The 26,577-nt window shown below is 61.7% G+C and carries 26 protein-coding genes; 9 read left to right on the forward strand and 17 right to left on the reverse strand.

The features are described from left to right. Positions 1-237: 237 nt before the first annotated feature. Positions 238-2,700: a hypothetical protein gene (locus K1X15_RS10870; RefSeq protein ID WP_220303629.1), complete on the reverse strand. Its 2,463-nt coding sequence runs from the start codon at positions 2,698-2,700 to the stop codon at positions 238-240. 98 nt (positions 2,701-2,798) lie between these two features. Between K1X15_RS10870 and K1X15_RS10875 the strand changes: the two genes are divergently transcribed. Then, on the forward strand, positions 2,799-3,896 hold the full coding sequence (locus K1X15_RS10875; RefSeq protein ID WP_220303630.1) for a helix-turn-helix transcriptional regulator: 1,098 nt from the start codon (positions 2,799-2,801) through the stop codon (positions 3,894-3,896). 24 nt (positions 3,897-3,920) lie between these two features. Here K1X15_RS10875 and K1X15_RS10880 read toward each other — a convergent pair whose 3' ends face one another. Continuing rightward, complete coding sequence (locus K1X15_RS10880) at positions 3,921-4,298, reverse strand: MATE family efflux transporter (RefSeq protein WP_276315324.1); 378 nt, start codon at positions 4,296-4,298, stop codon at positions 3,921-3,923. Positions 4,299-4,377: 79 nt separating this feature from the next. Here K1X15_RS10880 and K1X15_RS10885 point away from each other — a divergent pair, with 79 nt between their 5' ends. Further along, entirely contained in the window at positions 4,378-4,656 is a 279-nt protein-coding gene (locus K1X15_RS10885) for a hypothetical protein (RefSeq protein WP_220303632.1), read from the forward strand. Positions 4,657-4,721: 65 nt separating this feature from the next. Here the strand turns inward: K1X15_RS10885 and K1X15_RS10890 are convergent, their stop codons facing one another. Beyond that, positions 4,722-5,129 carry a GNAT family N-acetyltransferase gene (locus K1X15_RS10890; protein WP_220307510.1) on the reverse strand — a complete coding sequence of 136 codons (408 nt, stop codon included), beginning with the start codon at positions 5,127-5,129 and terminating at the stop codon, positions 4,722-4,724. Between the two features lie 938 nt (positions 5,130-6,067). Between K1X15_RS10890 and ku (K1X15_RS10895) the strand changes: the two genes are divergently transcribed. Continuing rightward, positions 6,068-6,889 (forward strand): non-homologous end joining protein Ku, encoded by an 822-nt coding sequence (gene ku, locus K1X15_RS10895; RefSeq protein ID WP_220303633.1) that lies wholly within the window; start codon positions 6,068-6,070, stop codon positions 6,887-6,889. Here ku (K1X15_RS10895) and ku (K1X15_RS10900) read toward each other — a convergent pair. Beyond that, entirely contained in the window at positions 6,886-7,737 is an 852-nt protein-coding gene (gene ku / locus K1X15_RS10900; protein WP_220303634.1) for a non-homologous end joining protein Ku, read from the reverse strand. The genes ku (K1X15_RS10895) and ku (K1X15_RS10900) overlap by 4 nt on opposite strands. Positions 7,738-8,633: 896 nt before the next feature. Then, the gene (locus K1X15_RS10905; protein WP_220303635.1) at positions 8,634-10,835 is read right to left on the reverse strand and encodes a bifunctional diguanylate cyclase/phosphodiesterase; all 2,202 of its coding nucleotides are present in this window, start codon (positions 10,833-10,835) and stop codon (positions 8,634-8,636) included. A gap of 160 nt (positions 10,836-10,995) precedes the next feature. Between K1X15_RS10905 and K1X15_RS10910 the strand changes: the two genes are divergently transcribed. Next, positions 10,996-11,154: a hypothetical protein gene (locus K1X15_RS10910; protein ID WP_220303636.1), complete on the forward strand. Its 159-nt coding sequence runs from the start codon at positions 10,996-10,998 to the stop codon at positions 11,152-11,154. A 144-nt stretch (positions 11,155-11,298) separates the two neighbouring features. Here K1X15_RS10910 and K1X15_RS10915 read toward each other — a convergent pair whose 3' ends face one another. After that, the gene (locus tag K1X15_RS10915; protein ID WP_220303637.1) at positions 11,299-12,165 is read right to left on the reverse strand and encodes a LysR family transcriptional regulator; all 867 of its coding nucleotides are present in this window, start codon (positions 12,163-12,165) and stop codon (positions 11,299-11,301) included. Positions 12,166-12,287: 122 nt separating this feature from the next. On the opposite strand from K1X15_RS10915, the gene K1X15_RS10920 reads away from it, so the two are divergent. From K1X15_RS10920 to K1X15_RS21625, 3 genes are all read left to right on the forward strand, one after another. After that, positions 12,288-12,908 (forward strand): NAD(P)-dependent oxidoreductase, encoded by a 621-nt coding sequence (locus tag K1X15_RS10920; protein ID WP_220303638.1) that lies wholly within the window; start codon positions 12,288-12,290, stop codon positions 12,906-12,908. Positions 12,909-13,017: 109 nt separating this feature from the next. Further along, positions 13,018-13,545: a hypothetical protein gene (locus K1X15_RS10925; RefSeq protein WP_220303639.1), complete on the forward strand. Its 528-nt coding sequence runs from the start codon at positions 13,018-13,020 to the stop codon at positions 13,543-13,545. Positions 13,546-14,092: 547 nt separating this feature from the next. Then, complete coding sequence (locus K1X15_RS21625) at positions 14,093-14,350, forward strand: alpha-L-fucosidase C-terminal domain-containing protein (RefSeq protein ID WP_420828377.1); 258 nt, start codon at positions 14,093-14,095, stop codon at positions 14,348-14,350. 21 nt (positions 14,351-14,371) lie between these two features. Here K1X15_RS21625 and K1X15_RS10935 read toward each other — a convergent pair whose 3' ends face one another. The 8 genes from K1X15_RS10935 to K1X15_RS10970 all read right to left on the reverse strand — a co-directional run bounded on the left by K1X15_RS10935 (position 14,372) and on the right by K1X15_RS10970 (position 22,333). Then, on the reverse strand, positions 14,372-15,367 hold the full coding sequence (locus tag K1X15_RS10935) for a branched-chain amino acid ABC transporter permease (RefSeq protein WP_220303640.1): 996 nt from the start codon (positions 15,365-15,367) through the stop codon (positions 14,372-14,374). After that, on the reverse strand, positions 15,364-16,308 hold the full coding sequence (locus K1X15_RS10940) for a branched-chain amino acid ABC transporter permease (protein ID WP_220303641.1): 945 nt from the start codon (positions 16,306-16,308) through the stop codon (positions 15,364-15,366). Before K1X15_RS10940 ends, K1X15_RS10935 begins: the two co-directional genes overlap by 4 nt. Then, positions 16,301-17,026 carry an ABC transporter ATP-binding protein gene (locus tag K1X15_RS10945; protein ID WP_220303642.1) on the reverse strand — a complete coding sequence of 242 codons (726 nt, stop codon included), beginning with the start codon at positions 17,024-17,026 and terminating at the stop codon, positions 16,301-16,303. Before K1X15_RS10945 ends, K1X15_RS10940 begins: the two co-directional genes overlap by 8 nt. Beyond that, positions 17,023-17,769, reverse strand: coding sequence for an ABC transporter ATP-binding protein (locus tag K1X15_RS10950; protein WP_220303643.1), 747 nt, complete (start codon positions 17,767-17,769; stop codon positions 17,023-17,025). The genes K1X15_RS10945 and K1X15_RS10950 overlap by 4 nt, the downstream gene beginning before the upstream one ends. Positions 17,770-17,772: 3 nt before the next feature. After that, the gene (locus K1X15_RS10955; protein ID WP_220303644.1) at positions 17,773-19,101 is read right to left on the reverse strand and encodes an ABC transporter substrate-binding protein; all 1,329 of its coding nucleotides are present in this window, start codon (positions 19,099-19,101) and stop codon (positions 17,773-17,775) included. Between the two features lie 68 nt (positions 19,102-19,169). Then, entirely contained in the window at positions 19,170-20,057 is an 888-nt protein-coding gene (locus K1X15_RS10960; protein ID WP_220303645.1) for an alpha/beta hydrolase, read from the reverse strand. An 11-nt stretch (positions 20,058-20,068) separates the two neighbouring features. Continuing rightward, complete coding sequence (locus K1X15_RS10965; protein WP_220303646.1) at positions 20,069-20,836, reverse strand: coniferyl-alcohol dehydrogenase; 768 nt, start codon at positions 20,834-20,836, stop codon at positions 20,069-20,071. A 24-nt stretch (positions 20,837-20,860) separates the two neighbouring features. After that, positions 20,861-22,333, reverse strand: a complete 1,473-nt coding sequence (locus tag K1X15_RS10970) for a benzaldehyde dehydrogenase (RefSeq protein ID WP_220303647.1) — start codon at positions 22,331-22,333, stop codon at positions 20,861-20,863. Positions 22,334-22,737: 404 nt separating this feature from the next. On the opposite strand from K1X15_RS10970, the gene K1X15_RS10975 reads away from it, so the two are divergent. After that, the gene (locus tag K1X15_RS10975) at positions 22,738-24,519 is read left to right on the forward strand and encodes a sigma-54-dependent Fis family transcriptional regulator (RefSeq protein WP_220303648.1); all 1,782 of its coding nucleotides are present in this window, start codon (positions 22,738-22,740) and stop codon (positions 24,517-24,519) included. A gap of 616 nt (positions 24,520-25,135) precedes the next feature. Next, positions 25,136-25,384, forward strand: coding sequence for a hypothetical protein (locus K1X15_RS21275; RefSeq protein WP_240549465.1), 249 nt, complete (start codon positions 25,136-25,138; stop codon positions 25,382-25,384). On the opposite strand, the gene K1X15_RS21280 is transcribed toward K1X15_RS21275, so the two are convergent. The 3 genes from K1X15_RS21280 to K1X15_RS10990 are packed head-to-tail and all read right to left on the reverse strand — an operon-like array spanning position 25,381 to position 26,554. Beyond that, a complete protein-coding gene (locus K1X15_RS21280; RefSeq protein WP_240549466.1) occupies positions 25,381-25,824 on the reverse strand; it encodes a saccharopine dehydrogenase NADP-binding domain-containing protein in 444 nt (147 codons plus the stop codon). The genes K1X15_RS21275 and K1X15_RS21280 overlap by 4 nt on opposite strands. A gap of 32 nt (positions 25,825-25,856) precedes the next feature. Then, a complete protein-coding gene (locus K1X15_RS10985; RefSeq protein ID WP_220303649.1) occupies positions 25,857-26,108 on the reverse strand; it encodes a nuclear transport factor 2 family protein in 252 nt (83 codons plus the stop codon). 41 nt (positions 26,109-26,149) lie between these two features. Beyond that, the gene (locus K1X15_RS10990; RefSeq protein WP_220303650.1) at positions 26,150-26,554 is read right to left on the reverse strand and encodes a VOC family protein; all 405 of its coding nucleotides are present in this window, start codon (positions 26,552-26,554) and stop codon (positions 26,150-26,152) included. Positions 26,555-26,577 lie beyond the last annotated feature (23 nt).

Here is a 26,577-nt window from a genome sequence, read left to right on the forward strand (position 1 = left end):
CACCACTGGCAGTTCTCGGCAAGGGCTGTGCATGCTGAAGGAAGATCACCGGTGCCGGACGGGTTGTCGCCGGCGCGGCCTTCACCGGCCGCCCCAACAGATCGGCCGGCGGACCGGCGTCACTGTACACGATACATGTCTACACTAACTTGCCGGCGCTCGATTGGGCACCAGCCGGTCACTACCTGATGACGTAGTATGTCCAATCCCGCTACTTAAATAGCAGTGCCGAATTGCCTATTCTTGAGCTCTTGCTGCAGTGAACAGTTTTGCCAGCTCTTCAGCACGCTGATCCCCTTGAGCTGCGGCCTGTGCCACTAAATCGGGCAATGTGGCCCAAGCGGCGCGCCACAGATCTGCCTCTTGGGGAGCCATGCGCTTCCAAACGCAGTCATATGCTTCCTCTGATGGGCCATAGTGCAATTTGAAGCCCCACTCCGCGGAAGCAAGTTCCCCACAAATCGCATAGTCGGCATTTCGAGACTGCGGGTCCGTGAGGACGGACCGATCGACCGCAATCCTTAGAAGTTCAAGGTTTTCGGCGACTTTAAGACGGCTCTCGGCTCCAAAATCCGCGAAAATCTCGAATCGGATAGCAGGCGCAGACTTGCCAGCCAGTTTCGCACCATAGACCATCATGTTGTAACCCGTGAAAGCATCCCCATCTTCCTTGCCGGTAATCGTCAACCGGCCGGACTCAAACTTGATGGAAGGAGCAGTCGAGGCAGTAGCCGCCGGTTCAGGAAGATCGACAGGCTCAATTGCTCCCAACTCTTGAAGGAGGTGGTGCAGGGTCACCGCGGATGGGTCTCCGCCTAACGCCGCTTCAAGCACGAGGGTGGGGAATGCCTTCCACGCCGCTCCCCATATCTCGGCCTCGGCGTCTGTCATGCGGTCTAGGACGCAATCATTTCTCAGAGAGTCTGGGCCAAAATGCAGAAACTTCCCGAAAGGGTTACTGGTGATGTTTCCGCACTCGGAATAATCCGCACTGACGGTTGCCGAAGACAGTTCCTGGTTTCTCGCCTGCATCCGAACCAAAGCGATGCTCTCGGCGGTCTTCTCGGGGTCGGAATAGTCCGTCAACACCAGAAAATTCAACGGCTGCAGCAATTCGCCGTCCAACTCGGCACCGGCGATGGTCGCCCTGAAGCTTGAGTAGGTTTCATTTGCGTCCGCCGGGAGCAAACCGAGTTCGCCGCCGGTCAGGCTCGCCAGCTGACGGGCGGCATCGCCGGAGCCATCTGGAAATCCAAGTCCGAGACAGGTGCCGTTGAAGACTTCAGTATAGAGGGTCGAGTGAGGATAGTCATCTCGCACTTGAAGCAACTTTCCAAGTGCAGCGTCAGGCCGGAGAGCAAAATACAGGTCGAGACCCTCCGGGGTGGTGAACTTGTCCTGTTTTCGATAGTCGGATCCGGGGGTAACGGACACGTTCTCGCGGGCATACGGCTCGAGTAAGGAGTTGTCGGCCCAGGCTTGGTCCAGGAACATGGCCATGCGGTCGATCGTCGGCAAAATCGAATTGCGCACGTCAAGGTCTTGGCTCTCCAATAAGACCAGACTTTCAAGGGCCGTCGTCATGGCCGTCCCCTGGTACCAGAGTGCGCGATTGCCCCGCGAAGCGCCGAACCGGTTGGAACCGTCGGGTCGGGTGAAGGAAATGGCCGTGGCAACCAGCCTTGCCCCGAAATTGAAGTCGTCAGCATCGCGGTTCAGAAGTCCCCTGGCCATGAATGCGCGGCCCACGATGTCGACCGACCGTATGTCATGCCTGGTTCCGGGCTGCAGCAGGAAGAAGCTATCAGCGTAGTTTTCGTGCAGACGGTTTAGCCATTGTTCAACCGCGGATCTGTCTTCGTCTGACAACGGCAGCTGCGGTTCGACCAAGGCATAGCTGAGCATCAACGAAGTTGCGACGCGTAGTGCATTGCCGAAGTCAGACGTCACAATGACGTTGCCGTCCCGATCCAGCAGGTTTGCGCTGGAGAGTCCTGTACCCGCTTCGGCATGGTCGACGAACGCGGCTGCAAGCATTTCGGCAAATCGCCAGTTGTCAGTGGCCGCCAAGTGCGCGCTTGCGCGGGCGAAGCGATGTCCGACGTCCTCGAGCCAGCGATTGCCGGGATGAGGCGTGCGGCTGGCGCTTTCGAACTCGGCAAATGAGGCATAGGTAACCAGGCGCCCCCCTGGCGGGGGGATGGGCTCATTCGCCACCCAGTTGCAGGAGTTGATCCGCTTGAGACCTGACGCGGCCCGTATCCGTTCGGCAAAGTGGTGGAAAGGTTGAACTGTGTCGACAATCGGTATGGATTTGGTCAGATCCGACGGCGGTACGAAATCATATTCGGGCTTTTCACTCGTCTGGCTAGTCGTAGCATCTAGCAGGGGCTCGAGCGGAGCGCTGTTGAAGCGCAGATCTGAGAGCGAACCATAGAGGTCGTCGACCTCGTTTTGAGAGAACTGACCGTCGAATTCCTTGCCACTGTCCTTGTAGAACCCGGCGAACGCCGTCGCGGTCTTGTTGCCCCACGAGCCATCCAGCGGGCCCGGATCATAACCGAGGACTGACAGGTGCCACTGCGCCTGCGCCAGAACGTCGTCTCGCCCGACAGCAGCATCAGCGGCCAACACCAGAATCAGAGCAGCCAGAACGCTGGCCGGCGTGCCTTTGCGGTGGATGTGAAGCGACTTGATCACTCGGATGCCTCATTTCAATCCTCTTGGATAGAAGACTATTTTCCGGAAAGATGACCATCGCAATAGTCCGATTATACCACGTGTCATGAGGAGATGAGATGTCGGTAGATGACTTCGATCGGCTTGAGGACCTGGCCTATGAGGCAGCTCTTGTGCCCGAACTTTGGCCGACCGCTTTGTCGCGACTTGCTGAATATGGAGAAGCGCGCGGTGGCGTGCTGTTTTCCGTTGACGACGTCGCGGCGCGTTGGACCGCCTCTGAAAGTGTTCATAGCATTATGCAGGAGTTCGTCGACGGGGGTTGGGCGGCTCGGAACACGCGGATGTCTAACGGCATGAGAAAAGGTCTGCATCTACAGCCACGGTTCCTTACCGAACGGGATTACTACGACGACGATGGCGACCTGATGGATGACGTGTTGCATCGGGAGTTCTTTTTTCCCCGCGGGGTCGGGTACTCGTGCGGAACCCTTGCGCAGTTGCCGCAGGGCGATCTGTTGTGCCTCAGCTTTGAACGCGACCGCAGTGCGGGACACGCTGACTATGAGGTAGTGGAAAGACTGAATGCCCTACGGCCGCATCTGGTCCGCTCCGCGACGATTGCCTCCCGACTCGGTTTCGAACGCGTACGCACGGCTGTCGATACGCTCAATCACATGGGCTATGCTGCTGCAGCGATTTCTGGGGCAGGAAGGATGCTGCTCTGCAACCAGGCGCTCGATCACGTCAACGAGCTATGGACGACCGCTGGGGGGGAGCGGTTCGTGCTTTTTGATAAGACGGCGCACGAACAGCTGTACGCAACACTGGGGCATATCAGTGGCTCCGCGGGCGTTCGCTCTATCCCCTTGCGGGGCGCAACTGGCACTGTTCGACACGTGCTTCACGTCGTACCGGTGCGACGGTCGGCGCAGGACATATTTTCTGGGTCGGCAGCGATCCTGGTGTTTACCGCAGCGGTGACCAAGGAGGGAAATCCGGCCTTGCTCCAAGTACTTTTCGACCTGACGCCGGCGGAAGCAGAAGTGGCCTATAGGCTTTCCAACGGAAACAAAATCGACAGGATCGCCACGATCTCCGGAAAGAGCCGGAATACCGTTCGCAACCAGGTCGCCGCGATCATGGACAAGACTGGTTGTGGTAGACAGGCGGAGCTAGTCGCTCTATTGGCGCGGCTAGGTGCGGCAATGTTCTAAAGGTGAGGTAAGAGCCCGTCTGGTTTACGTTGCCGCGGCCGTCAAAGAGCTGGCTCGGTACATTCGCCGGTGGCCCAAAGCTCTTTGCCTCAGTTGGCAGGGTCGCGCTAGCCAGATTCCCGTCTCTCCCAGCACCATAGGCAGCAGCGCCGTTGACGGAAGGAGCAGCAGATAGGTCCGTCCCAGTCCCAGCAGGGCCGTTCGCCTGGCATCGCTGATCGCCTGGAAGTAGTTAACCAGCATCACCTGCGGCCCCGTCAGGCAATAGGCCGCAGTCATCAGCGGCAGGATGCGGGCCACGATCGCCATCACCTCCGGATCATCGGTGAACAGCGCGTCCCACTGGTCACGGAACAGCCAGGCCGCCGACTGCACGGCGAGGCCGAAGACGAAGGCTGCGATCCCGGAGGACGCGCATGCGGACTACACCGCGGTGCTCGCCACGAGGGGCTACTTCGCGGTGGCGGCCGAGGAGACGCGTATGCTGCCAGCCAATCTCGCAGCAATGGCGCAGCTGCCCTGTCATCTTGGTGACCTGCCACTTACAGTTGTCAGCCGCGGCCGCGTTGATGGGCCGCCGGGTGCAACGCCCGCCGATCTGAATGCACTCGAACAGGCATGGGGCGATCTGGAGGGCGACCTTGCGGGGCTGTCGGGCGTCAGCCGGCAGATCGTGGCGGAAGATGCCGGCCACTATGTGCAGTTGGACCATCCTGATGTGGTGGTCGAGCAAGTCCGGATGTTGTTGGGATTGCTGTAAGAACGAAAGGGCGTCCATGAGACGCCTTCTCGGCACGTCAGCGCACGTTGCTTATCGCCGAGCGTTTAAGGTCTGATCCACTGATAGAGCACATCTGGCGCCTTGGCCTCATTGCCAAGGCCGTCTGTCGCTTCGATTGGCACAAAGCCGTGCCGTTCATAGAATTGCCTGGCAGGCGCGTTCTGCTGAAATGTCCAAAGCCTGAGCGATCGAGATTTCACCTTCGCAATCTCGAGCAGGACCTTCCCAATTCCCATGCCCTGCCATTCGGGAAGGATATACAATTGCTCGATCCATTCTCCGGCAAAGGCGATAAACCCGACCAGCTGACCAGTGAACGCCCCCCACATTTCGCTTTCGCGGAAAAGGTGGGTTCGGAAGTATTCCAGGTCTTCCTCCGGGGTATGCAGGCCCGCCAATGACGGCAGACGGTCATCAAAGGAACGTCGAAGCACCTTTGCCGCGGCGTCCATGTCGTCGAATGTGAGCTGCCTGGTATTGGTTTTCACGACATCCTCGTTGAGAGCTTGCCGCACCCCGCGGGCACTCCGAAGGCGGGAGAAGGCGTCGAGACGCACGGCGTACTGAATGGGCGCGGTGTCAATCGATCGCTGACGACTGCACTCAGATCGATCTATATACCATGCACCTGTGGTAGGCGGATGGCATCACGTCCCGGCGCATGGTCGGGAAAACAACAAACGCCCCCGCCCTCTCTGACAGTTGTGCTGCGCTGCTCTCTTGAACAGTCTTAACCCGATAACTTGGCTGAGGCGAACTATCCGGGAGAAACCAGCCCAATGAACAGTATTGAATTTAATTGATCACGGATTACAGACCGGGAGTCGCCGGACCCCATGGGTAACCCACTTTTTGGTATCTCGCCGCTCGAGGAGGTTGTCCGCCGCCTCCGGCACAGTGCCCATCGCCTGGCCACCCACTTCGTCCGTGTCGGTTGCCAGGTCGCCTTCAGTGGCCTCCACCATCTCAGAACCACCCTGCTCCGGACGCTCCTCTTTCGTGAATCGAGCGGCGCGTTACCGATCGGCAGGTTCCGACCCCATTTCGACTACTGGCCGGTCTCTGCGTTTGAGACCGCTTTGGGCCCAAACCGAATCCTGCTGCACACAGGAGTTACCGGCTTAAGGGGCCGGGCCAATGCCCAGTCTCCGCTGACCAGGGTATGTACCCATCGGGCTCGATAAATCGGCCGTCGTCGGTTCCGGCGAGCGCAACAGCCTAAGTCGCTGGGGCCGGTTTGCAGTGGATGCCGATGCCCTGTGAGGTCTCGGGCATGAGCTGGTCGAGGGTGAGCCACGAAACGTCTCAAACCCTCGTTCTCTAGGAGCTCCTGCCCGAGGAACCACAATCGCCACGAAACGTTTTCGACTGGTTGGAAGGGAGGAACGCAATGGCGGTAAGACCATATTGGAGGGGCTACCTGAAGCTTTCCTTAGTGACCTGCGCGGTGACCCTATCCCCAGCAACTTCAGAAGGCGGGAAAGTTCGCTTCCACACTCTCAATCGGAAAACCGGAGATCGCATCAGAACGCGCTACATCGACTCCAGCTCCGAGAAGATTGTCGATGATGATGATCAGGCAAAGGCCTACGCAATGGGCGAAGACGATTATGTGATCCTGGAAGAAGAGGATCTGGATTCGGTTCAACTGGAGAGCGCCCGAACTATCGACATCGATGAATTCGTAGAGACGGACACGATCGAATGGGTCTACTTCGATAGCCCGTATTTCGTGGTGCCTGCCGACGAAGTCGGAGAGGAGGCCTTCACCGTTATTCGCGAGGCAATGGCCCAGAGCAATGTGGTGGGCGTTTCCCGTCTGGTCCTCGGCAATCGCGAGCGCGCAGTGATGCTCCAGCCATGGGACACTGGCATCATTTTGTGGACGCTGCGTTTCGGTGACGAAGTCCGCGACGAAGACGAATATTGGGAAAAGGTCGACGACGAAAAGGTCGACAAGAAGATGCTCTCGATGGTGGAGCAGCTGATCGAAGAACGCACGACGGCGTGGTCAGACGCCATGGTGAAGGATCCTGTTCAGGACCGCCTGAAGGAGATTATCAGGGCCAAAGCCAAGCCAAGCAAAAAGGCCAAGCCCAAACAGCCTGCGGCGGATGAAGAAGAGTCCTCGAGCAATGTGATTGACCTGATGGCTGCGCTGAAGAAAAGCCTCGAAGGCAAGCCAGAAACGACTAAGCGGTCACGACGCTAACTCGCTTTCTTTTGGGGGGCCTCACGTTTTGAGTTGCTAGCCTTCTTTGTCGGCGCTTTCTTGCCGGCCGCCTTGTTCCCTCCAGCGCTCATGCGCAGCGCCTCAAGCAAATTATTGGATTTTGTCGGTTCGGGGCGCTTAAGCGGTACGACTTTTCGCCCTTCAATCTTGGCGCGAACGAGCTCGGCAAGAGCTTCCTCATACCGATCATCGAACTTTGCCGGGTCAAATTTGCCCGCCTTCGTCGACAAGATGTGCTTAGCGAGGTCGAGCATTTCGGCTTCGATTTTGTGATTTCCAATATTTTTGAACGCTTGTTTGGATGACCTGACCTCGTAGTCAAAGTTCAGGGTTGTGGCGATCAGACCCTTGCGGTGAGCACGGATGAGGACCGGACGCAGGCGGCGGAACAGCACCGTGTGGGCAATAGCTGCCGCCTTCTGCTTCCTCAACGCCTCGCGGATCAGGGTAAAGCTCTCCTCTGCGGCATCGTGGGCCGGCAGCAGGTAATATGGCCGATCAAAGAACGTGGTTTCGATCTGGCTGCATGTGAGGAAGTTTCCGACCTTTAGTACCTTGTCGCTGTCCGGGACTGCAGCTGCGATTTCATCTGGTTCCAGCTCTACATATTGGCCGGGGCTGGTCTCGTACCCCTTCATCTGGTCTTCTTTGTCGACTGGCTTTTCAGTCTTTTCGTCGACATAGATGCGCTTCAAGCGGTGTCCGGTTTTCCGGTTGATCATGTGAAGTGAGATACGTTCAGAAGTGGTGGCCGCCGTATACATTTTGACAGGGCACACCAACTCGGCAATCCTGATCACTCCGCTCCATACGGCACGTACTGCCATTGCATCCTCCACGTCTAGTTCAAGAACGAAAAGGGAGACGTGACGTTCCCTTGTCCTCGACCACTTGGCGGCGATAGAGACTGACGGGTGACGCAACGAGGCTGTCATGCACTGTTCGGTCCAGTTGCCGATGGAAAGCGCTTCTCACGTGCAACCTCTACGGCCACACCAGCAACCGCTCCACGATCGCAGCAACAGTGCGAGACATCAGCGCATTCAATCCGGCCTCGACAATCTTGAGCCTCAGCCAGTAATCTTTCCGGACTACCCCGCACCAATCGTCAGAAACACGCCGGGCGGTTGTGAACTGGCGAAAGTGCGTTGGGGCCTCTGACGCCTCCTGCAAATTGACCGATGATGGTAACCCACTAGTTGACGAGCTTCAGACTCATGCGCAGTCGCGACGGGTGGTGGCGCCTGCTCCGCGATGCTGATCCACCACCATGGGCCACAACGCCCGGACCTTACTTATGGTGCGACGGCGGCGGAGATGGGTGATTGTGTGCCGAATCTGACAAGGAGCAAACGCGTCAGTCTACGCACGCAACAATGTTGGGCTGGTTGCACCACATGCCGCGCTTCGGCGGACGCCGGAACCAAAAGTATACATGGAGGCAGGGAAGAGATGGGATCGCGAGGTCTAGTGCCCCAGGATCAGGATGGCAGCAGGGACAATTGGCAGGAGATCGCATCTGCTCCGGATGATCGCGACGTCGACCTTTCCGTCATCGATGAGAAGGGCACTCATAAAGTCGCATTTCCCTGTCGTCGCACCACGGCCGGGTGGAAAAACTCCCTCACCGGCCAAGAGCTGCACCAACTGATGCCATCTCATTGGAGGGACTGGCGCGGTTCGCTATAGCCAGACGCCCGGCCGACTGGGTTACAAGGTGGACCTAGCCAACCTTCTTGCCCAATGCTTGCGGAATGCACAATCCAATAAGACGTTCAGGAGTCAAAGGTCTGGACAACAAATACCCCTGCAGTTCTCCGCACCCGAGATTCTCCAGCATGACACGCTGTTCTTGTGTTTCTACACCCTCGGCAGTCACCTTCATCCGCATTGCCCTGGCGAGATCGATGATCGATTTGACGATACCGTCGATCTCATCGTCCCGCCCCAATTGAGAGACGAAGGACTTGTCTATCTTAAGCTTGTCCACCCCATAGGTGCGCAAATAGCTGATGGAAGAATAGCCGGTGCCGAAGTCGTCCAATGCCACACGGATGCCGCTGGCGCGTAGGTGCCGCAGGGTCTGCTGCACATGCTCGGAGTTTTGAAGCAGGAGGCCCTCGGTAATCTCCAGTTCCAGCCGCCGGGGTGATAATCCCACTTCATCGAGAACATTTAATACACTTGCGGCGAAGTCCTGGTTCTGGAACTGGACCGGTGAGACGTTGACAGCCACCCAGGGGACCTCGGAGGCTCGAACATATTCGGCCGCCCGCCGCAATACCCATAGCCCAAGTTGATTGATCAGTCCACGTTCCTCGGCGAGGCTAATGAAAGCGTCGGGCGGCATACGACCTTTGGTTGGGTGGTTCCAGCGAACAAGCGCCTCACAGCCGAGCAGTGCCCCACTCCTGGCTTCGAAGATGGGTTGATAAACCAGCTCCAGCCCCTCGCTCGCGTTTAGCGCGTGGCGCAGCTCATGCTCCAGCGCACGCCGCTGCTGCACCGCTTGATCCAGCTCACCAGCGTACACCTCATAGCGGGCCCGCCCGCTCGTCTTGGCTTCGTATAGGGCAACGTCCGCCTGCCTGACCAGATCGACAGCGTCCTGCTTGGCGTCGCTCGAGTACACGATGCCCACGCTGCCGGAGATGCTCACCTCTTGCCCGTTGAGGTCAAATGGGCGCTCCAGGGCCGAAAGGATGGCCCGGCCCAGGCGCAGAGCGTCTTCGACAGAACGGATATCGACCTGCACGATTGAGAACTCGTCACCTCCCAGCCTGGCGACGGTGTCCACTTCGCTCACCAGTTTTTCCACGCGTCCAGCCACCTGCCGGAGGAGTTCATCCCCCGCCGGATGACCCAAGCCGTCATTGACGGCCTTGAAGCGGTCCAAATCGATTGCGTGCAGGGCAAGTGGCGACTGGAGGCGCCTGCTATTGACGATTGCGCGCTGCAGGCGCTCTTCAAACAACGCCCGGTTTGCGACACGCGTCAGCGGATCGTGAAAAGCCAGGAAGTGTGCCTCTGCTTGGCTAACCCTCAGTCGTGCAGCGGTAAGGCTCAGGCGCCGTAACAAAGCTATCACAACCAAGAACACTGAGACTGCCGACAAGGCAATGGTCGGCGCGGTATCTGAAACCAGTTGAGTGGCAGGACGAAATGGGTCCCAGCTGAAATAGCCCAGAACCTGACCACCACTGCTCAGGACCGGCAGCGAAGCTTTGGCCGGATCGGCGGCGAGGTCCGTATCGAACCGCAGCCCTGCCAGATTGTAGTTCTCGGAGATTGCTGCACTTACGGTCTGGTCGATCAGCCGAACTGAGACGTGTATGTATTCGGAGCCGGACAATTGGCTTAGCTCGGCGCTGTCGTCCGGGACCACAGGGCGTACGCTGACGATTCCCACGGCGCCATCGCCAAGCACCATACGCTCAAGAATCCCAGAGCCTGCAATAGCATCGGTGGAGTCCGTTCCCAAAGGCGCAAGGCTGGCGATCTGCCGCCGGAGCTCATCCACCAAAGGTTGGACAACGGGCTTGTCGCGTTCATAGGCCTGCGCGGGCTGTACCAATCCTTCGTGAGCGGCCCGCACCAGGTTGTCGGCCGGGTCCAGCACATAGACGCGATTGTGGCCGAAATAGCTGCTCATCCAGTCGACAAGATTGTCGGCGATCCACTCCTGATTTCCCGAGGTCAGGTTGAGCACGGCGTCGTTCCAGACGGCGGAGCTGTCCTGTTCTATCGGTATCCTCGCCTCTATCTCTGCCAGTCCTCTAACGAGGGCGCGTGCCTGTCGCTCCTGAGCCCCCTCGTCAATGCGGGTGACAGCCCACCACCCAACGCCGCCGACCAACGAGAGGAGGACGATCAATAAGCCGAAGACAAGAAGAATGAGACGGTTGGGAAAACTGAGGCTGGTCAAGGAGAGTTACCATACAACGTGCTAGCCCACTCTGGTGTGGCCGAGGTAAAGGAAGTGCGAGTTGACTTGGTTAAGGAATCTCCGCCAACTGTGCAGGCAAGGATTACCGATCACAGCCACCCGCACCAGCTTGCGCGCCAGATCAGGTCGGCCGAGGGCATTGGCGAAGAAAAACCGCAGCGCCAATACCACGCTGTTCATGGTGGGCGCCGGAACGCCGGCCTGGCTCTGGGCCTGCTGGAACTGGCGCTCCGTTCTGCGCGTCACCGATCCGGATGGCCGACTTCGGACACGGCAGGCGTCATGGCGAAAACCCTAGCGGCGTCAGGGCCCCGTGAATAGCGCTCCTGCTTGCCTTGAAATCCGGCGCGCCCGCAACTGACCCCATTGTGGCCATTCCCGTTAAACCTGCGAATTCCAGGAGCGGTCATTTCAGCGTTCCTGGCGGGCCGCCGGCGCAGAGCTATGACAGATTGTCCGCAAGGTGATCGAACACCAATCTGATGCGGCGGCTTGTGCGCAGTTCGCGGTGCGCCACGAGCCAGGTCGGCACCGTGAAGGCGTTGAGGGTACCCAGGACGGGCACGAGATCAGGAATTGGCACCGCGATTTGCTCAGGCAGAATGATCATGCCCAGTCCGGCGCGCGCCATCTGCAAAGCGACGACCTGGGACGACGAACTCAGGCGAAAATTCGCCCGTGTGAGATTGAGCCCCACCGGCAGCAGGTAATCCAGCATCCGGTCGGCTTCGATGTAGCTGATGATCTGGTGCCCGGCGAAATCGTCTTCCCTCGGCTCTGCCCTCGTCTCGAGGTAGGCGGGGGTGGCGTAAAAGCGCATGACCTGGTCGCGAACGCTTCTGGCGATCAGGTTGGGTTGATCGGAACGGGTATGCCGGATGGCAATATCGGCCTCGCGGCGCATGAGGTCCCTGACGACGTTGTCGGCGACGACATCGATCTCCAGTAACGGCGCTTTCCGGACGAGGTCGTTGAGGATCGGCGGCAGGATATAAGCTGACATCAGCTCGGACGCGGTGATCAGCACCTTGCCTTCGATCGATTGGGATTTCCCCGATGCGGCCAGCGACAGCATGTTGGCACCGCTCGCCATCGAACGCACGTGATCGAGTAATTCCACCCCGGCCTGCGTGAGCGCGACCGACCGTCCGGTCCGCTCGAACAACGTGACCCCCAAGGCATGTTCGAGAGCGGCGATCTGCCGGCTGACCGTGGGCTGTGTCTGGCCGAGCGAACGGGCGGCCGCCGAGAGAGAGCCCTCGTCGGCAACCGCAAGTAATGTCTTTGCAAGGTTCCAGTCGAACGACATGACGCAATATATGCTGTTTCTGCATACTGAGGCTACGAGTTTCGCTAATTTACCAGTGAAAAACGTATCGATACGTATCTGCACAGGAGCGTTGCACAGGCAGGCAGACAGGACCCGACGATATGAAACTTGTAGTTTTAGGTGCCAACGGCCGCACCGGGCGCCATGTGGTGTGCGAGGCGCTCCAAAGGGGTGCCACCGTAACCGCGGTCGTCCGCTCCGATGCAAAACGCCCGGCGATCCGCCACGGCCGATTGAGCGTTGCCATCGGCGACCCTTGCGATCCGGGATTTCTTGCCGGAGTGTTCCAAGGTCAGAATGCCGTGATCTCCACGCTTGGCGGACGCCGCCCGACAAAAAGGGCAACCTCGATTTATTACCGGTCGGCGGATGCCATCGTGGAAGCGGCATTGGAAACGGGCATCAGGAAAATCCTGGTCACCTCCAGCGCGCTTCTCTTCCCGTCCGGGCGGCTGCTCGACAGGCTCTTGATGGTCATCGTGGGCAATGTCGTGCAGAGCGCCACGCGCATGGAACACAAGTTGCGGGCGGCAAATCTCGATGTCATCGTCGCGCGGTGCGGCTTTCTCACCAATGGCGAGGAAAGGCGATATCGTGCGGAACCCGGTTCACTGCCCGCCGATGGCTCGTCCGTGGCGCGCCTGAGCCTCGCCGTGTTTCTCGCCGACATGGCCCAGAACTCCTGGTCGGGCTATCAGGTGTATGGCGTATCGGGATCGTGAGCGCAGCCCAAGGTGAGGCGCACCTCCGGCCGTCAATGGAACGGCCGATTTCGCTGACTGCGATCCAAAAGCCGCCCGTCCGCAAACCGCCCCATTGCGGGCTTCTATCATGCGCGACATTCCGGCGCGCAACATGCTGTCTCTGAGCCGTCCCGTACTGAACCTGGCGGGCTATTGCTGTCCGCCTGACTCACATGTTGATATCAGGCGACGGAAACGGACTGGTGAGGGGCAAATGCTGAAGTGGATAATTGCGGCGGTGATGGCGGCTACCATGGTCGCAATGCCGAGCGTCAGCAATGCCCAGGTGACGATTGATGAGTATGTCAAACAGGCTTGCGTAGTGAACCAGCAAGCCTGCGACGACGGCAGGGAATTGGCCCGCAAAATCATGCCGTGCCTGCAACTGCCTACGGGTGAGCCCAGCCACTATAAAATGCTCGCGCGTGTCATGCTCGAAGACGGAACAGCCACGTTTGCCAGCATCGGCTTTGACAGCGCACAACCCAGTTCTTGGGAACAACAAGCCGCCGCTGCCGCCCAGGATGCTATTGCGAGTTGTGAGCCCTACGCCGAGCTTTCCGGACCTTTAGTCTTTCTAATCACACCGTCGCTACTGCGATCAGAATGGCGCTGAAAATCCGGAACGTGCGGCGCGTTGTTTTGGCGGTTCTTCTTGTGGCTGCGGTTCTCGTGACGGTCAACGCCCTCCTAGGCGAAACTTGCTTTGAGAAGCTGGAACGGCTGCAATTAGCCGGGGACGACAACGCGGCAGGAGGCTTGAACTGCTAGTTTTGCATGGGGGCCATCCGGAACACGGCAAGAATTCAATGTCGATCCATCACGTGAGCGGCAGCGACCGACTCCAATTCAGTTAAAGCCGATCAAATCTCGACGGGCCACGAGGGGACGCGAATAGTTGCTCGTGTAGAGGGGCTGGCCAAAGTGAATGGTGTTTCCCTCCAGCGGGGAGCCATCGGAGCCCAGCACTCCATCACCGTTGAGCGCTCCAATGGCCACCGGGTTACTGACGCCGTGTTGATCCAGCAACGGCTGAGCGGATCCGGTTCGGCGAGGCGATCTATGCCACGTGCCCGTGGAAACTCTTCGGGGAAGGGCCGACGCGGACGCGCGCGGGCCTGTTTTCCGAGGGCGGTCCGGAGTCGCCCTTTGGGGCGCAGGACATCCGCTATGTCACGCGCGAGGGAAGGCTACACGCGCTGGGCCTCGGATGGCCCGAGGACAACATCGTCCGGCTGACCAGGCTGGGCAGAAGCTACCCGACCCTCTCAGGGGAAATCCAGCGCGTCACCCTGCCCGGCGACCAGACGCCGGTACCCTTCCGCCGCACCGACACCGCGCTGGAAGTGACGCTGCCGGAGGCGGGTCGACACCCGATCGGCGTTGCCCTCATCCTTCACGGGCAGGGCATCACCCAGTGAGCCGGGGCTGGCGGGTTCCCCTCAGGATCCGGTTGGCGCCTTGAGCACGACGCCGCTCGAGAGCCCATCAATGCCGGTCCGCCGGCGCCAGAAGCCCCAGAGCCCATCGGGCAGGTAGAGGGCGAAGGCGACCGCGACGAGGCCCAGCCCGGCGAGGTACCAGACGCCGAGATTGCCGAAAACTTCCTGCAGCAGGAAGAAGATCACCGCGCCGATGATCGGGCCTTCGAACGTCCTGAGACCGCCCACCAGGACCATGAAGAGCATGAAGACCGTCCATTGCACGCCGAAATTGGTGCGCGGCAGGAAGGTGATGGCGCTGGCCAGCCAGACGGTCCCGGCCAGGGCGCAGCCGAAGGCGGCGAGGACGAAGATGATCTGCTTGATCCGCATCACGTCGATGCCGATCGAGGCGGCCGCATCCTCATCGTCGCGGATCGCCTGGGCGGCCGCACCGATCCTGCTGCGAAGCAGCCAGAAAGTCGCGCCCAACATCAGCGCCAGGGCGCCGAGTCCCAGCCAATAATTGAGATTGCGCCGCATCTGGGGATCGAAGGCGTTGAGGGCGAGAAGCGAGGTGCCGGTCTCGCCCTGCACCAGTGGGTCGAACATGACCACGATGCGCAGCACTTCGGCGATCACCCACATGGCAATGGCGAATTCGCCACCCTTGAGACGCAGGGCAAAGGTGGAGATGGGAATGGCGACGAGGCCGGCACCCGCGGCACCCACGACCAGCGCCAGGTATGGCGGCATGCCGGCATCGACGAGGCGCAAGGCGAGGTAGCCGCCGACACCGAAAAAGGCCTGCTGCCCCACCGAGACCAGTCCGGCATAGCCGGCCAGCAGGTTCCACATGACGGCCACGAGAATGTAGATGAACAGCGTCGTCAGTTTGTCGATGACGAGGCCGCTGGCCAGGACCGGCAAAAGGGCGAGAACAAGCAGAACGAGGGCAGCGGCGCCGACGGCGAGGCGGCCCGATTGCGTCCAGCGCTCGATGATAAACGTGTTCATGACCGGGCCTCGCTGGCGACTGGCTTCAGGGAAGTGGAACTTGGCGGCGACGGCAGGCGGAACACGGCCCGCCAGCCGCCGAGATTGCGACTATGCGCCAGGTAGAGGCGCGTACCGAGCACGGCCAGGAACACCAGATGTCCGGCGAGCTGGAAGCCTTGGGCGGATACGGTGGCACCGAAGCTCTGGGCGACACCCAGGACAATGCCGCCGACCAGCGTGCCCCAGAGTGAACCGATTCCGCCGATGACGACGGCCTCGAAGGCGAAAATGAGCTGGGTGGGGCCGGCATAGGGATTTATCAGCGCGCGCATGGCGAGGAAGGCACCGGCGAGGCCGGCCAGGGCCACGGCGATGGCGGCAGCGGCGCGATGCACGGCCCGTGCATCGATGCCCGAGAGCTCGGCCGCCTCCGGATCGCTGGCTGTGGCGCGGATGGCGCGGCCGAGCCGGGTGAAGCTCAGGACCAGTTGCAGCGTGCCCAATACGGTGACAGCGACGATGAAGGTGATCACCGGCAACTGCCCGACGCTGAGGCCGAATGGCAACTGCCAGCTGGCCCAGGAGAGGTTGCCGATATGATTGCCAAGCGACTTGGTGTCGGAACCAAAAAGCCCGAACATGCCGTTTTGCAGGACCGCGCCGAGGCCGAACGTGGTCAGCAACGGCAGGAGAAAGCCGCCCTTGATGGTGCGGGCGAAGAGCGTGGCCTGCAAGACCCAGCCAAGCAGCGCCATGACCGGCACCGCTGCCACCACCGCAAGCCAGGGCGAGAGCCCGAGGACTTCAACGGCAAAGAGAACGAGGTAGGCGCCGAAGATGGCGAGGTCGCCATGGGCGAGATTGATGAAGCGGACCACGCCAAACATCAATGACAGGCCTGCGGCCAGAATGGCGTAGTAGCCGCCGAGCAGAAAGCCCTGGATCAAAGCGTCAAGCATGGGTGAGCACCCCCGTCGTCAGGCCGAAATAGGCCTCGGTAATGGCTGGCTTGCCGAGCACCTGCGGTTCGCCCTCGAGCACAATGCGGCCTTCGAGCATGCAGATGACCCGATCGGAAAAACCCATGGCCCGGTCGAGATCCTGTTCGACCACGATCATCGCCGTGTCGCCGCGGGCCTTGAGGCCGGCGAGTTGTTCGTAAAGCCCCTCAATGGCCACGGGCGACAAGCCCAGCGACACCTCGTCGAGCAGCAGCACCTTGGGATTGCTCATCAGTGCCCGGCCGATGGCCACGGCCTGCCTTTGCCCTCCGGAGAGCCCACCGGTCAGCACGGGCAGCAGCGGTTTGAGCGACGGCAGGGCATCGAGAACCGTTTCGAGGGTCCAGTTCCCTGCCCGGCCGTTTTCTCCAGCCACGAGGAGGTTCTCCCGGACGGTCATGTCGGTGAAGAGCCGCCGGCCCTCGGGGACCATGGCAATGCCGGCAGCGACGCGGCGGGATGGGGTGAGGCCGGTGACGCACTTGCCATCCAGCGCGATCGTGCCGGAGCTTGCCGTATGCACGCCGGCCAGCGTGCGGAAAAGGGTCGTTTTGCCCGCGCCATTGGCACCGATGACGCCCAGCACTTCGCCGGGACCGACCCGGAAGCTCACCTCGCGGACGGCGGCGAGGAGACCGTGACCGGCCACGAGACTGTCGACAGCCAGCATGGTCATTCCACGCCTCCTCCCAGGTAGGCCCGCCGCACTTCCGCATCGGCCATGACCGCCTCGGGTCGCCCCTCGGCAATGATCTCGCCGGCGCTCATGCAGACCAGGCGATCGATGACCTTCAGAAGCGCATGCAGGATATGCTCGATCCAGACGACTGTGAGGCCGTCGGCCTTGAGTTGGCTGATCAGCGCGATCAGCACTAGCAGTTCCGCTTCGGTCAGCCCGCCGCCGATCTCGTCGAGCAGCAGGACGCGCGGACGTGTTGCCAGCGCCCGAGCGAGTTCGAGACGCTTGCGGTCGAGCAGGCCCAGAGCCACAGCGGGCCGATTGGCATGCTGCAGCAAGGCCGAACGCTCCAGCGCCTCGGCCGCGCAGGCTTCCGCCTCGCTGCCGGAGAGCCCGGCCCCATATTGGGCGGCCACCAGCGCGTTTTCGAAGACGGTGAGGCCGAGAAATGGCCTGGGCACCTGGTGGGTGCGGGCTATGCCCGACCGGCACCGCGCCGCAGCGCTGGTGCCGGTCAGGTCGGCGCCGGCAAACCACACGGTTCCGGCGGAGGGAGGATGAGCTCCCGCCAGGACACCGAATAAGGTGGTCTTGCCGGCACCATTCGGACCGACAATGCCGACGGCCTCGCCCGGTGACGCGGTGAAATCGACCGACTTCAGCACCCGGAAGGCGCCAAAGCTCTTGTCGATGCCGGAACACGCCAGCATGGGCCGTTCGATTGCCGAATCGGTTTGCATGGCTCAGCCCTGAACCGTATAGGCGGTCATGTTGGCAGTGGTCGGCACGAAGGGGTGGTCGGCATTGGAGACGATGGGCAGGTCGAACTCCCATGGCCCTTCGCTGGCCTTGACCCACTGGACGCCGACGACGCCGGTGGTGGCGCAATTGGGGACCGGTCCGGCGGTGAAATCGATCGGGCCGACGGCAGTTTCCGCCTTGAGCACCGACAGCGCCTGGGCCAGGGCCGCCTTGTCCTTGGGTTTGCCGGAACCGGCCAGCGCCGCCACGGCAGCGTCGAGCAGCGAAGCATTGGCGCCCACCTGCTGGTTCCACTGCTTGCCGACACTGACCTCATAGCCCTCGGCGATGACACGGCTGCTCATGCCGGTCGATGGGGAGCTGAAGGGGAAGAGCTTGTGCCAATAGGCCCCGGCATGCAGGCCATAGCCGAGCGAGCCCATGGCTTCCAGTTCCGCCGGGAACAGGCCGGCCTTGGCGAGTTGGCAGATCTTGATCTGCTGGGCGAGGCCCTTCTGCGCCGCCTGACGCCAGAACACCGGGAAATCGGGCGGGAAGGGGAAGGTATTGAAGATCTCGCAGCCTTCATCTCGGAAGGTGTTGATCTGTGTCGAAAAATCGGCGGTGCCGTTCTCGTACGGACCCGAGTCGACAATGGTGAAACCGGCCTTTTCCAGTTCGGGCAACAGCAGCCCGCGAATGGCATTTCCGTCAGCATCGTTGGGCAGCAGCACGCCGACCTTTTTGTTGGTCTCCACCTTGGTCCACTGGTCGGCATAGAGCTTGGCAAAATTGCCCACGCCGAAGCAGAAGTGATAAGTCCATTTGAAGGGGGACGGCTCGCCGGGCTTGGCGCCGCGGCCGAAATAGAAGGCTTCCCACGGCGCCGTCGTGCTGAGGCAAGGAACCCCGGCAGCCTCACAGGCGTCGGCGACGGGATTGACCGTCTCAGGCGTCGAGGAGGCAAGCATGAGGTCGATGGCTTCGCCATTGATCAGGTCCTTGGCAACCTGGCTGGCGCGGACCGGATCGGACTGGGTATCGGCCAGCACGAGCTGGATGCCATAGCGCTTGTCGCCGACCTGGACGCCTTCGGCCATGTGGCTGTTGAACTGCTCGACGAGGAAGGCATCGCCTTCGCCGAACACACCGAGCGGGCCCGAACGCGGGCCGATGAAGCCGACACGGATGACGTCGTCGCCCTGCGCGAAGGCAGAGCGGACGCTGGCGGGCACGCTGAGTGCGGCTGCGGCGCCACCGGCAATCGCCCCTGCTCCCTTGATGAAGCCGCGACGGGTCACACCGTTGCTAAGGGTCTTATAGATGCTCATATTTTCCTCCCAGGATTTGAGCGTCTGGCGGACCGGCCTCCCAACCGGCCCATATCAGTCACGTATGGTCAGGCGGTATGGCGCCGCACGAAGGCGCCAGCCTCCACAATCGAGGCCATGCCTTCCTCCAGCATGGGCGCGAAGAGCTGCCAGGAGTGGCACATGCCCTCCCAGACCTTGAGTTCGGCGCTCGCGCCGGTAGCGGTAATGCGGTCCGCGAGAGTGATGCTGTCGTCCCGCAGCAGCTCCCAGGAGCCGACATGGACCAGCACCGGCGGAAGCCCGGAAAGGTCCCCGTAGAAGGGCGTAACCTTGGGCGAACGCAAATCCCCGGCGCCAACATAGACTGCGTTGAACAGGCCCATGAGTTCTCGGTTGACCAGCGGCGCATCGGCAAGAGTGCGATGTGACTCCCCCTCGCTGGCAAGGTCGAGTGCCGGCGACATCAGCACCAGGCAGGACGGCAGCGGAACGCCGTTGTCCCGTGCGCGCACTGCGGCGGCCAGCGCCAGGTTGCCCCCTGCCGAGTCCCCGCTCAGGACGACCGATTCCGGCTGGTAGCCATGGTCGAGGGCCCACAGATAGGCTGCGTAGGCATCGTCGTGAGCGGTTGGAGCCGGATGTTCGGGCGCGAGCCGGTAGTCGACGCTGAGCACCGTTGCGCCGCTTGCCTTGGCCAGATGCGTGGCGATGGTCCGGTGCGAGCGCGGAGAGCCGAACAGGAAGCCGCCACCGTGATAGTAGATCATCAGCTTGCCTTCGTCGCTGCCCGGCAGGCGAATGAGCTCGGCCGGGCACGGGCCCACCGAGATCGTCTCGATCGTGGCGCCTTCGGCGATGGGCGTCTGGGCGTTGATGGCCTCGAACCATTCCCGCATCTGCGGTGGGGTGGCATTGGCAGGCGGCGGATTCTCAGCGCTGAGCCTGAGGATGAAGTCGAGCTGTTGCTTGGACATCTATTGGCCCCTCAAACGTAGGTGGATGCCAACCCGCCATCGATCGGCAGGTTGATGCCGTTGATCCAGCGCGCGGCGTCCGAGAGCAGGAAGGTGACGGGCGGCGCGATCTCGTCGCCGAAGCCGGGGCGCTTCATGCGCGGGGCGTCATTGGCGACGCGTTCCTCGCCCAGCATGGTGACGAAGTCGCCCAGGATGGGGGTAAAGACCGGGCCGGGCGCGACGCAGTTCATGCGAATGTCGGACTTGAGGAAGAGCTCCTGCGCCCTTGCATAGGTCCAGACGATCAGGGCCTCCTTGAAATACTGGTAGCAGGTCTCCTGCGGCACAGGATTTGCAGCCAGCCAGGCTGCGCCATCGGCAAAGCTGGTGGTCGTTGCCAGCGCCTTGTGCAAGGCCAGCCGCTGCTGCCATTCGCCGCCAAGAACGGAGGCGAAGTTGACGATTGAAGCGCCAGGGGTCAGGCGACCCACTACGCCTTCGGTCAGGTGGCGCAGCCCGAGATAGTTGACACGAGCCACCAGCTCCTTGTCGGCGGTGCCGGGCACACCCGCAGCGTTCACCAGCCCATCCAAGCGATCCGGCAGGGCCGCAATTGCCGCGTCGATGCTGGCGGGATCGCCGAGATCGGCCTTGGCGAAGCCGTCCAGGGTAATGAGCGGGTCATTGCGGTCCACGCCGATGACGCGGGCGCCCGAGAACCGGGCAAGGCGGGCGACTTCCCCGCCAATGCCCGAGGAGGCGCCGGTAACGACAATGGTCTTGCCTGAAAGATTCATGGCAGCTTTCCTCTTCCTGCGGGGTCAGAACGGGTAGGCCGTGGCCTGGTCCTTGACCGAGATCCACATCCATTGGGTGAATTCCTCGATATCGGCCGGACCGCCGATGCGGCTGCCATTGCCGGACTTGCCCCGCCCGCCAAAGGGAGCGAAGGGGCCGCCATTGACCGTCTGGTCGTTGATGTGGAGCTGGCCGACATTGAGTTGTTCGCCCAGGGCCAGGGCGCGGCCGGAGGCGGCCGAGATCACGCCGGCGGCCAGGCCGTAGTCGGACATGTTGGCGATCTCGACAGCCTCTTCGTCCGAAGCGAAGCGCACGATGCAGGCCACCGGCCCGAAGATTTCCTCTTCGAAGGCGCGCATGCCGGGCTTGACCCCATCGAGCACGGTGGCGGCATAAAAGCGCCCGTCATGCGTGCCGCCGGCCAGGAGTTTTGCGCCCTTGGCAACAGCGTCGTCGACGATGGCCTGGATGGTGGCGACCTGTCCGTCCGAAATGATCGGCCCGAGGGCGACACGACCCGAGGACGGATCGCCGGCCGGCAGGTGGCTGGCCTTGGCAACCAGCTTTTCGGTCAGCGCCTCGGCAATGGAATTGTGGGCGAGGATCAGGCCGGTGGCCATGCAGATCTGGCCCTGATGCAGGAAAGCGCCCCAGGCGGCATTTGAGGCCGCGATGTCCAGATCGGCGTCATCGAGCACGATCAGCGCATTCTTGCCACCCAGTTCGAGCTGCACTTTCTTCAGATGCTTGCCGCAGAGCTCACCAACCTTTGAGCCGCCGCGGGCCGAGCCGGTGAAGGACACCATGGCGATATTGGGATCGGTACAGATGGCTTCGCCGGCATCGGCACCGCCCGGCACGATCTGCAAGACGCCCTTGGGAAGACCCGCTTCCTCGAAGATGCGGGCAATGATGATGCCGCCGCTGATCGCCGTACGCGGGTCGGGCTTGTGGACGACGGCATTGCCGAGCGCCAGCGCGGCGGCGATGGCGCGAACCGACAGCACCAGCGGGAAATTGAACGGCGAGATCACGCCGACCACGCCATGGGGTACGCGCTTGGCATAGTTGGTGCGATTGTCGAAGCCGGAGAGGACCAGCCCGGTCGGCTGGGTGGCGAGGTTGGCGGCATGGCGGATGAACAGCGCGCCATGCTCGATCTCGATGCCGGCCTTGGGCTGGATGGAGCCACTTTCGCGCATGATCCAGCCGATCAGTTCTTCGCCATTGGCGACCAGGAGGTCGGCGGCCTTGTTGAGAATGGCGGCACGCTCGGTGGGCAGGGTTTTCGCCCAGGCGCGCTGGGCCTGCTTGGCTTCTGCCGCGGCGCGGGCAATGTCGGCCGGGCCACCCAGGCCGACGCTGGCCAGCAGCGCATCGGTGGCCGGATCCCGCACCTCAATGGCACCGGCGCCGGTCGTCTGCCAATCGCTGAACAGGGCTTTGCCGGTCCACTTCTCGACGGCGATGAAATTCGGGCTCTGCATATTCATGTCGCTCTCCTCCATTGGTCCTTGCACCGGTCTTGGCCGGCGTGCCGCTTGGGAGAGCGAGCGTGGGGGTGACGAGCCGACCGCCGGGCAAGCCGGTAGCGCTGGCGAACACGGCGTTTTCCGCCTGTCGCAGTGGCCGTCACGAAGACCGGATCGGTCGATATCCTCCCACGCCCGCTTCCTCAAACGGGCTTGCCGACGACTTTGCAAGGGCCGTGCCAGAACCGAGTGGACCGTGAGGCGATGGGGCCAAACGTCGGCGGATGCGAGAATTTTGCCGCGCCCTGAATCTGCACCGCAAACCGGAACGAACAGCAGATCCTTGGCACAGGTTCAGGATTTCATGATTTCCTGCAGGACGCGTTCATGAAATGATGAATACTACCTTCAGAGAGGAGACTTGGATGAGGAAAGCAGACCGGCTGATTTCGCTCGCCGAGGCGTCGCGCCAGGCCAAAGGCATTCTGACGCGCGGGGCGAGCAGCGAGCTAGAAACCGGCGCGCCCCCCACCTTCGAGGACCTGACCGAGGTCCTGCACTTCGCCCTGGGGGACGGACGCATCTGGCTCAATGACCAGCGTGTGGTGCTGATGCAGTCCTCGGTGCTGGGTCGCATCCGCGAGGAGATCATCGATGCCTTCGGCACCGACACGGCGCGCGCCATGTTCATGCGCATCGGCTATATGCAGGGCGTGCGCGATGCCGAATTGATCCAGAAGCGCTGGCCGAACGAAGATCTGACCCATGCGCTCGCCGCCGGGCCGCGCGTCCACACGCTCGAAGGTTTCGTGAAGGTGACGACCAAGCACTTCGAGTTCGATGGGCACAAGGGCACCTATTTCGGCGAATTCCTGTGGGACGACTCTTCCGAAGCCGCCGAGCATCTGGCGAGCTATGGGGTATCCACCCAACCCGTCTGCTGGCTGCAGACTGGGTATCCCTCTGGCTATACGAGCAAGCTCTTTGGCAAGCCGGTGATCTTCCGGGAGGTGGAATGCGTCGGCATGGGAGCCAAGCACTGCACCGTCATCGGGCAAAATGCCGAGGCCTGGGAGGAGGACGCCCCGGAACGGGAGTACTTTGGTCTCAACTGGAAGAACCGCAAGAGCTATGGCTGGTCCGGGCAGGCACCAGAGACCTCCGAGGCAACGCCCGCGACCCCGAATGACGACGAAGTGGCGGTGGGTGTTTCAGCCACGTTCGTCCGGACACGGCACTTGTTGCAGAAAGTTGCCGCCACCGACGCGACTGTACTGTTCGTGGGTGAGTCCGGCGTTGGTAAGGAGCTGTTTTCCCGCCAGTTGCACGAAATGAGCGCTCGGGCCGATGGTCCCTTCATCGCCATCAATTGCGCCGCCATTCCAGACAACCTGGTGGAATCGGAGCTGTTCGGCGTCGACAAGGGCGCCTATACGGGAGCCACCAGTTCACGCGCCGGCTATTTCGAGCGCGCCTCGGGCGGCACGCTGTTTCTCGACGAGATAGCCTCGCTCGCCTATTCGGCACAGGGCAAGCTGCTGCGCGCCCTGCAGGAGCGCGAGATCGAGCGGGTGGGCGGCAGCCGCACCATTTCGGTCAATGTCCGCGTGGTCGCCGCCTCCAATGTCGATCTCGCCCAGGAGGTGGCAGCCGGCCGCTTCCGGCAGGATCTCTACTTCCGCCTCTGCGTCTTTCCTATCCTGATCCCGCCGCTGCGGGAGCGGCGCGACGACATACCCCTTCTCATGGCGCATTTCCTGCGCCTTTACTCGGCGCGGCATGGGCGCAAGATCCTCGGCTTCACGCGGAGGGCCACCGAGGCGCTGCTGAAGTACGACTATCCGGGCAATATCCGCGAGCTGCAGAACCTCATCGAGCGCGGCACCGTCTATGCGGACAATGACGGGCATATCGACGTGGTGCACCTGTTCAGCGGCTCAGAACTGCTGCCGCCCTTTTCGGTCCGGCTGTCTCAGGACGGGCGATTGGATCAGCGGCCCTTTGCAGAGCCGACTATTCCGGATCCCAGCAGCGGCTCGTTTGAGGACATGGAACGCGCCATCTATCTTGACGCTCTAGAGCGAAATGGTGGAAACGTTTCGGGTGCCGCTCGTGACCTCAAGCTTTCAAGGGCGAGTCTTGACTACCGTCTGGGAAAGCTTGGAATCCGGCGTCGCTCAGAAGGAGAAAAAGCGGTAGTGATGTAGGTTCACCCCCGCTGCATCGCAGGCCGCCATTCCGCAACTTGCGCCGTTGTCGTCGCCTGGATTGGGCATGCGGACCGGCAACTCTCGGGAATCCGCAATTGTCGCCCGAATGGCCGGAATGGGGCGCGTTGCCGTCCGGCGGTTACCGACCCCATTTCCCCCGATGGGAAGAATTCGGCTGAACCAAGAGCAGCCGCTCGGTCTCGCAGATGGAGCCATGCTCCGCGATTACCTGGGCAGCCAAGCCCATGCCTGCCAAAATCTAGTTGGATCCTGGTAGGCATATAAGCTGTGCCCGTCAACTAAGCCAAGCGGTGGATGTTGGAGGTCGATAATGCTGGTATCGGCGATCGTTTGAGCGAAGCCGGAACCGAACAGTGTGGCGGGCGTCTGAAAGCCCGGCTGAACTTCACCGTGAAGCACCCGTTGTGCTGCCTCTGCTGCCGCCTACGCCGTAAAGGAATAGCCGTTCACCGTCTCGAGCAGCGAGCAAAATGCTGCCATCTGCTCCGGTCACCTCGACCACGGCGCGATAGCGGTTGGCGCTACACTCGGCGGCACTGGGCCCGGCCGTCGGCGCGGCTTTGCCTGCATCCGGAAAGGCGCCGGCCGTCACATGCACGTAAGTCTCGATATCCTGCACGCCGGTCGCATGCTGGATGGTGACGAGATCGGGCAAGGTTGCGGGGACGACAGCGGTCCCTGTCCGAAATCGAAGTCGCGCAGGTCGGGCGCCCTGCGTGACAGGAATTCGCCATTCACCAGATGCAGGATCTCGTTGACGACACTCTGGCTGGCGCTGGCCACCGAGCCGCGCGACATGCCGCCGGCAACCAGAAGCGCAACGCTGAGCTTTTTCGGCTAGCTGACGCGCCGCACCGCATGCGCGGCAAGGCTCCCCAGCAGGGCGACGCTGCCGCCGCTGCCAGGCAGCAGCGTGACGCCGGCGGTACGCGCCGAAGCATCCAGCGACAGCGCTTCGTGATAGGTGTCCAGCTCGGCCGAAAAGTCGAGATAGTGCACGCCCGTAGCGATCGCCGCCGCCATCAGCGGTTCGGCGGTATTGGCGAAGGGGCCAGCCGCATTGAGCAGCACATCGACGCCCGCCAGATGTTGTGCCAGGACCTTTGGGTCATCGAGCGAAAAGATCCGTGTCTCCGCCCCGAGGCGCGCGGCAAGCGCCGCCATATCGGCTCGGTTGCCTTCGAAGCCGGCAAGAACCAGTGGCAGGCCTGCTTCTGCGGCATGCTCTGCCGCCATGCCACCGGTATAACCGGCGGCACCATAGATCATCAGTTTTTTCATGCGTTTCTTCTGTTAGCGAGGAAGCTGGCCGACTACTCGAGGTCGGCGTCGATACGGACGATGCGGCCATCGTCATCGACGGCCAGATCGAGGCGGCCGATTTCATGGCCAAAGTCGCCGGTGAAATCGACACGGGCGCGGCTGCGATCGTCATCCAGGGGCGTCACCTCGCGCACGCCATGCTGGCCGTCGAAGGTCTCGCCGGTCGATGGGTCATCGATCACGGCATTCGGTGCAAACAGCGCGACGGCTGCGTCGGTGTCGAATGCATTGGTCGCCGCCAAAAAGGCACCGACGAGAGACTGGAACGCGAGATGCGGTCATGTCATCCGTTCCCGTGCTGCCAGTTCTTGTAGACGAATTCGAGCGAGTAGCCGTCGAGGTCGGTGACCTGCGCTGCATAGTAGCGGGCGTCGTAATGGAGCTGCGGCCCCGGGGGATGGATGCTCCCTGCACCGGCGTTCAGTGCTGCCGCATAGGCGGCATCCACCATGTCGCCGGAGTCCGCGACCAAGCCGACATGCACGGCGCCCGGTGTTGCCTGGCCTGCCCGCAGCCAGAAGAACATCCGACCATTGGCCCCAAAGCCCTTGAGGTCGGGGTGGCCGACAGGGCCTTCCTTGCCGTCGTAGTCGAGCCGCCGGTTGATCCCGAGTATCGGTAGAACCGCTTCGTAAAAGCCGATGGCACGGTCGAGATCGCCAACGGTCAGAAAGATATGGTCGAGCATTTTTGTCTCCCGCTCAGATGATA

This window comes from Devosia salina, assembly GCF_019504385.1.
GTDB classification, from domain to species: domain Bacteria; phylum Pseudomonadota; class Alphaproteobacteria; order Rhizobiales; family Devosiaceae; genus Devosia; species Devosia salina.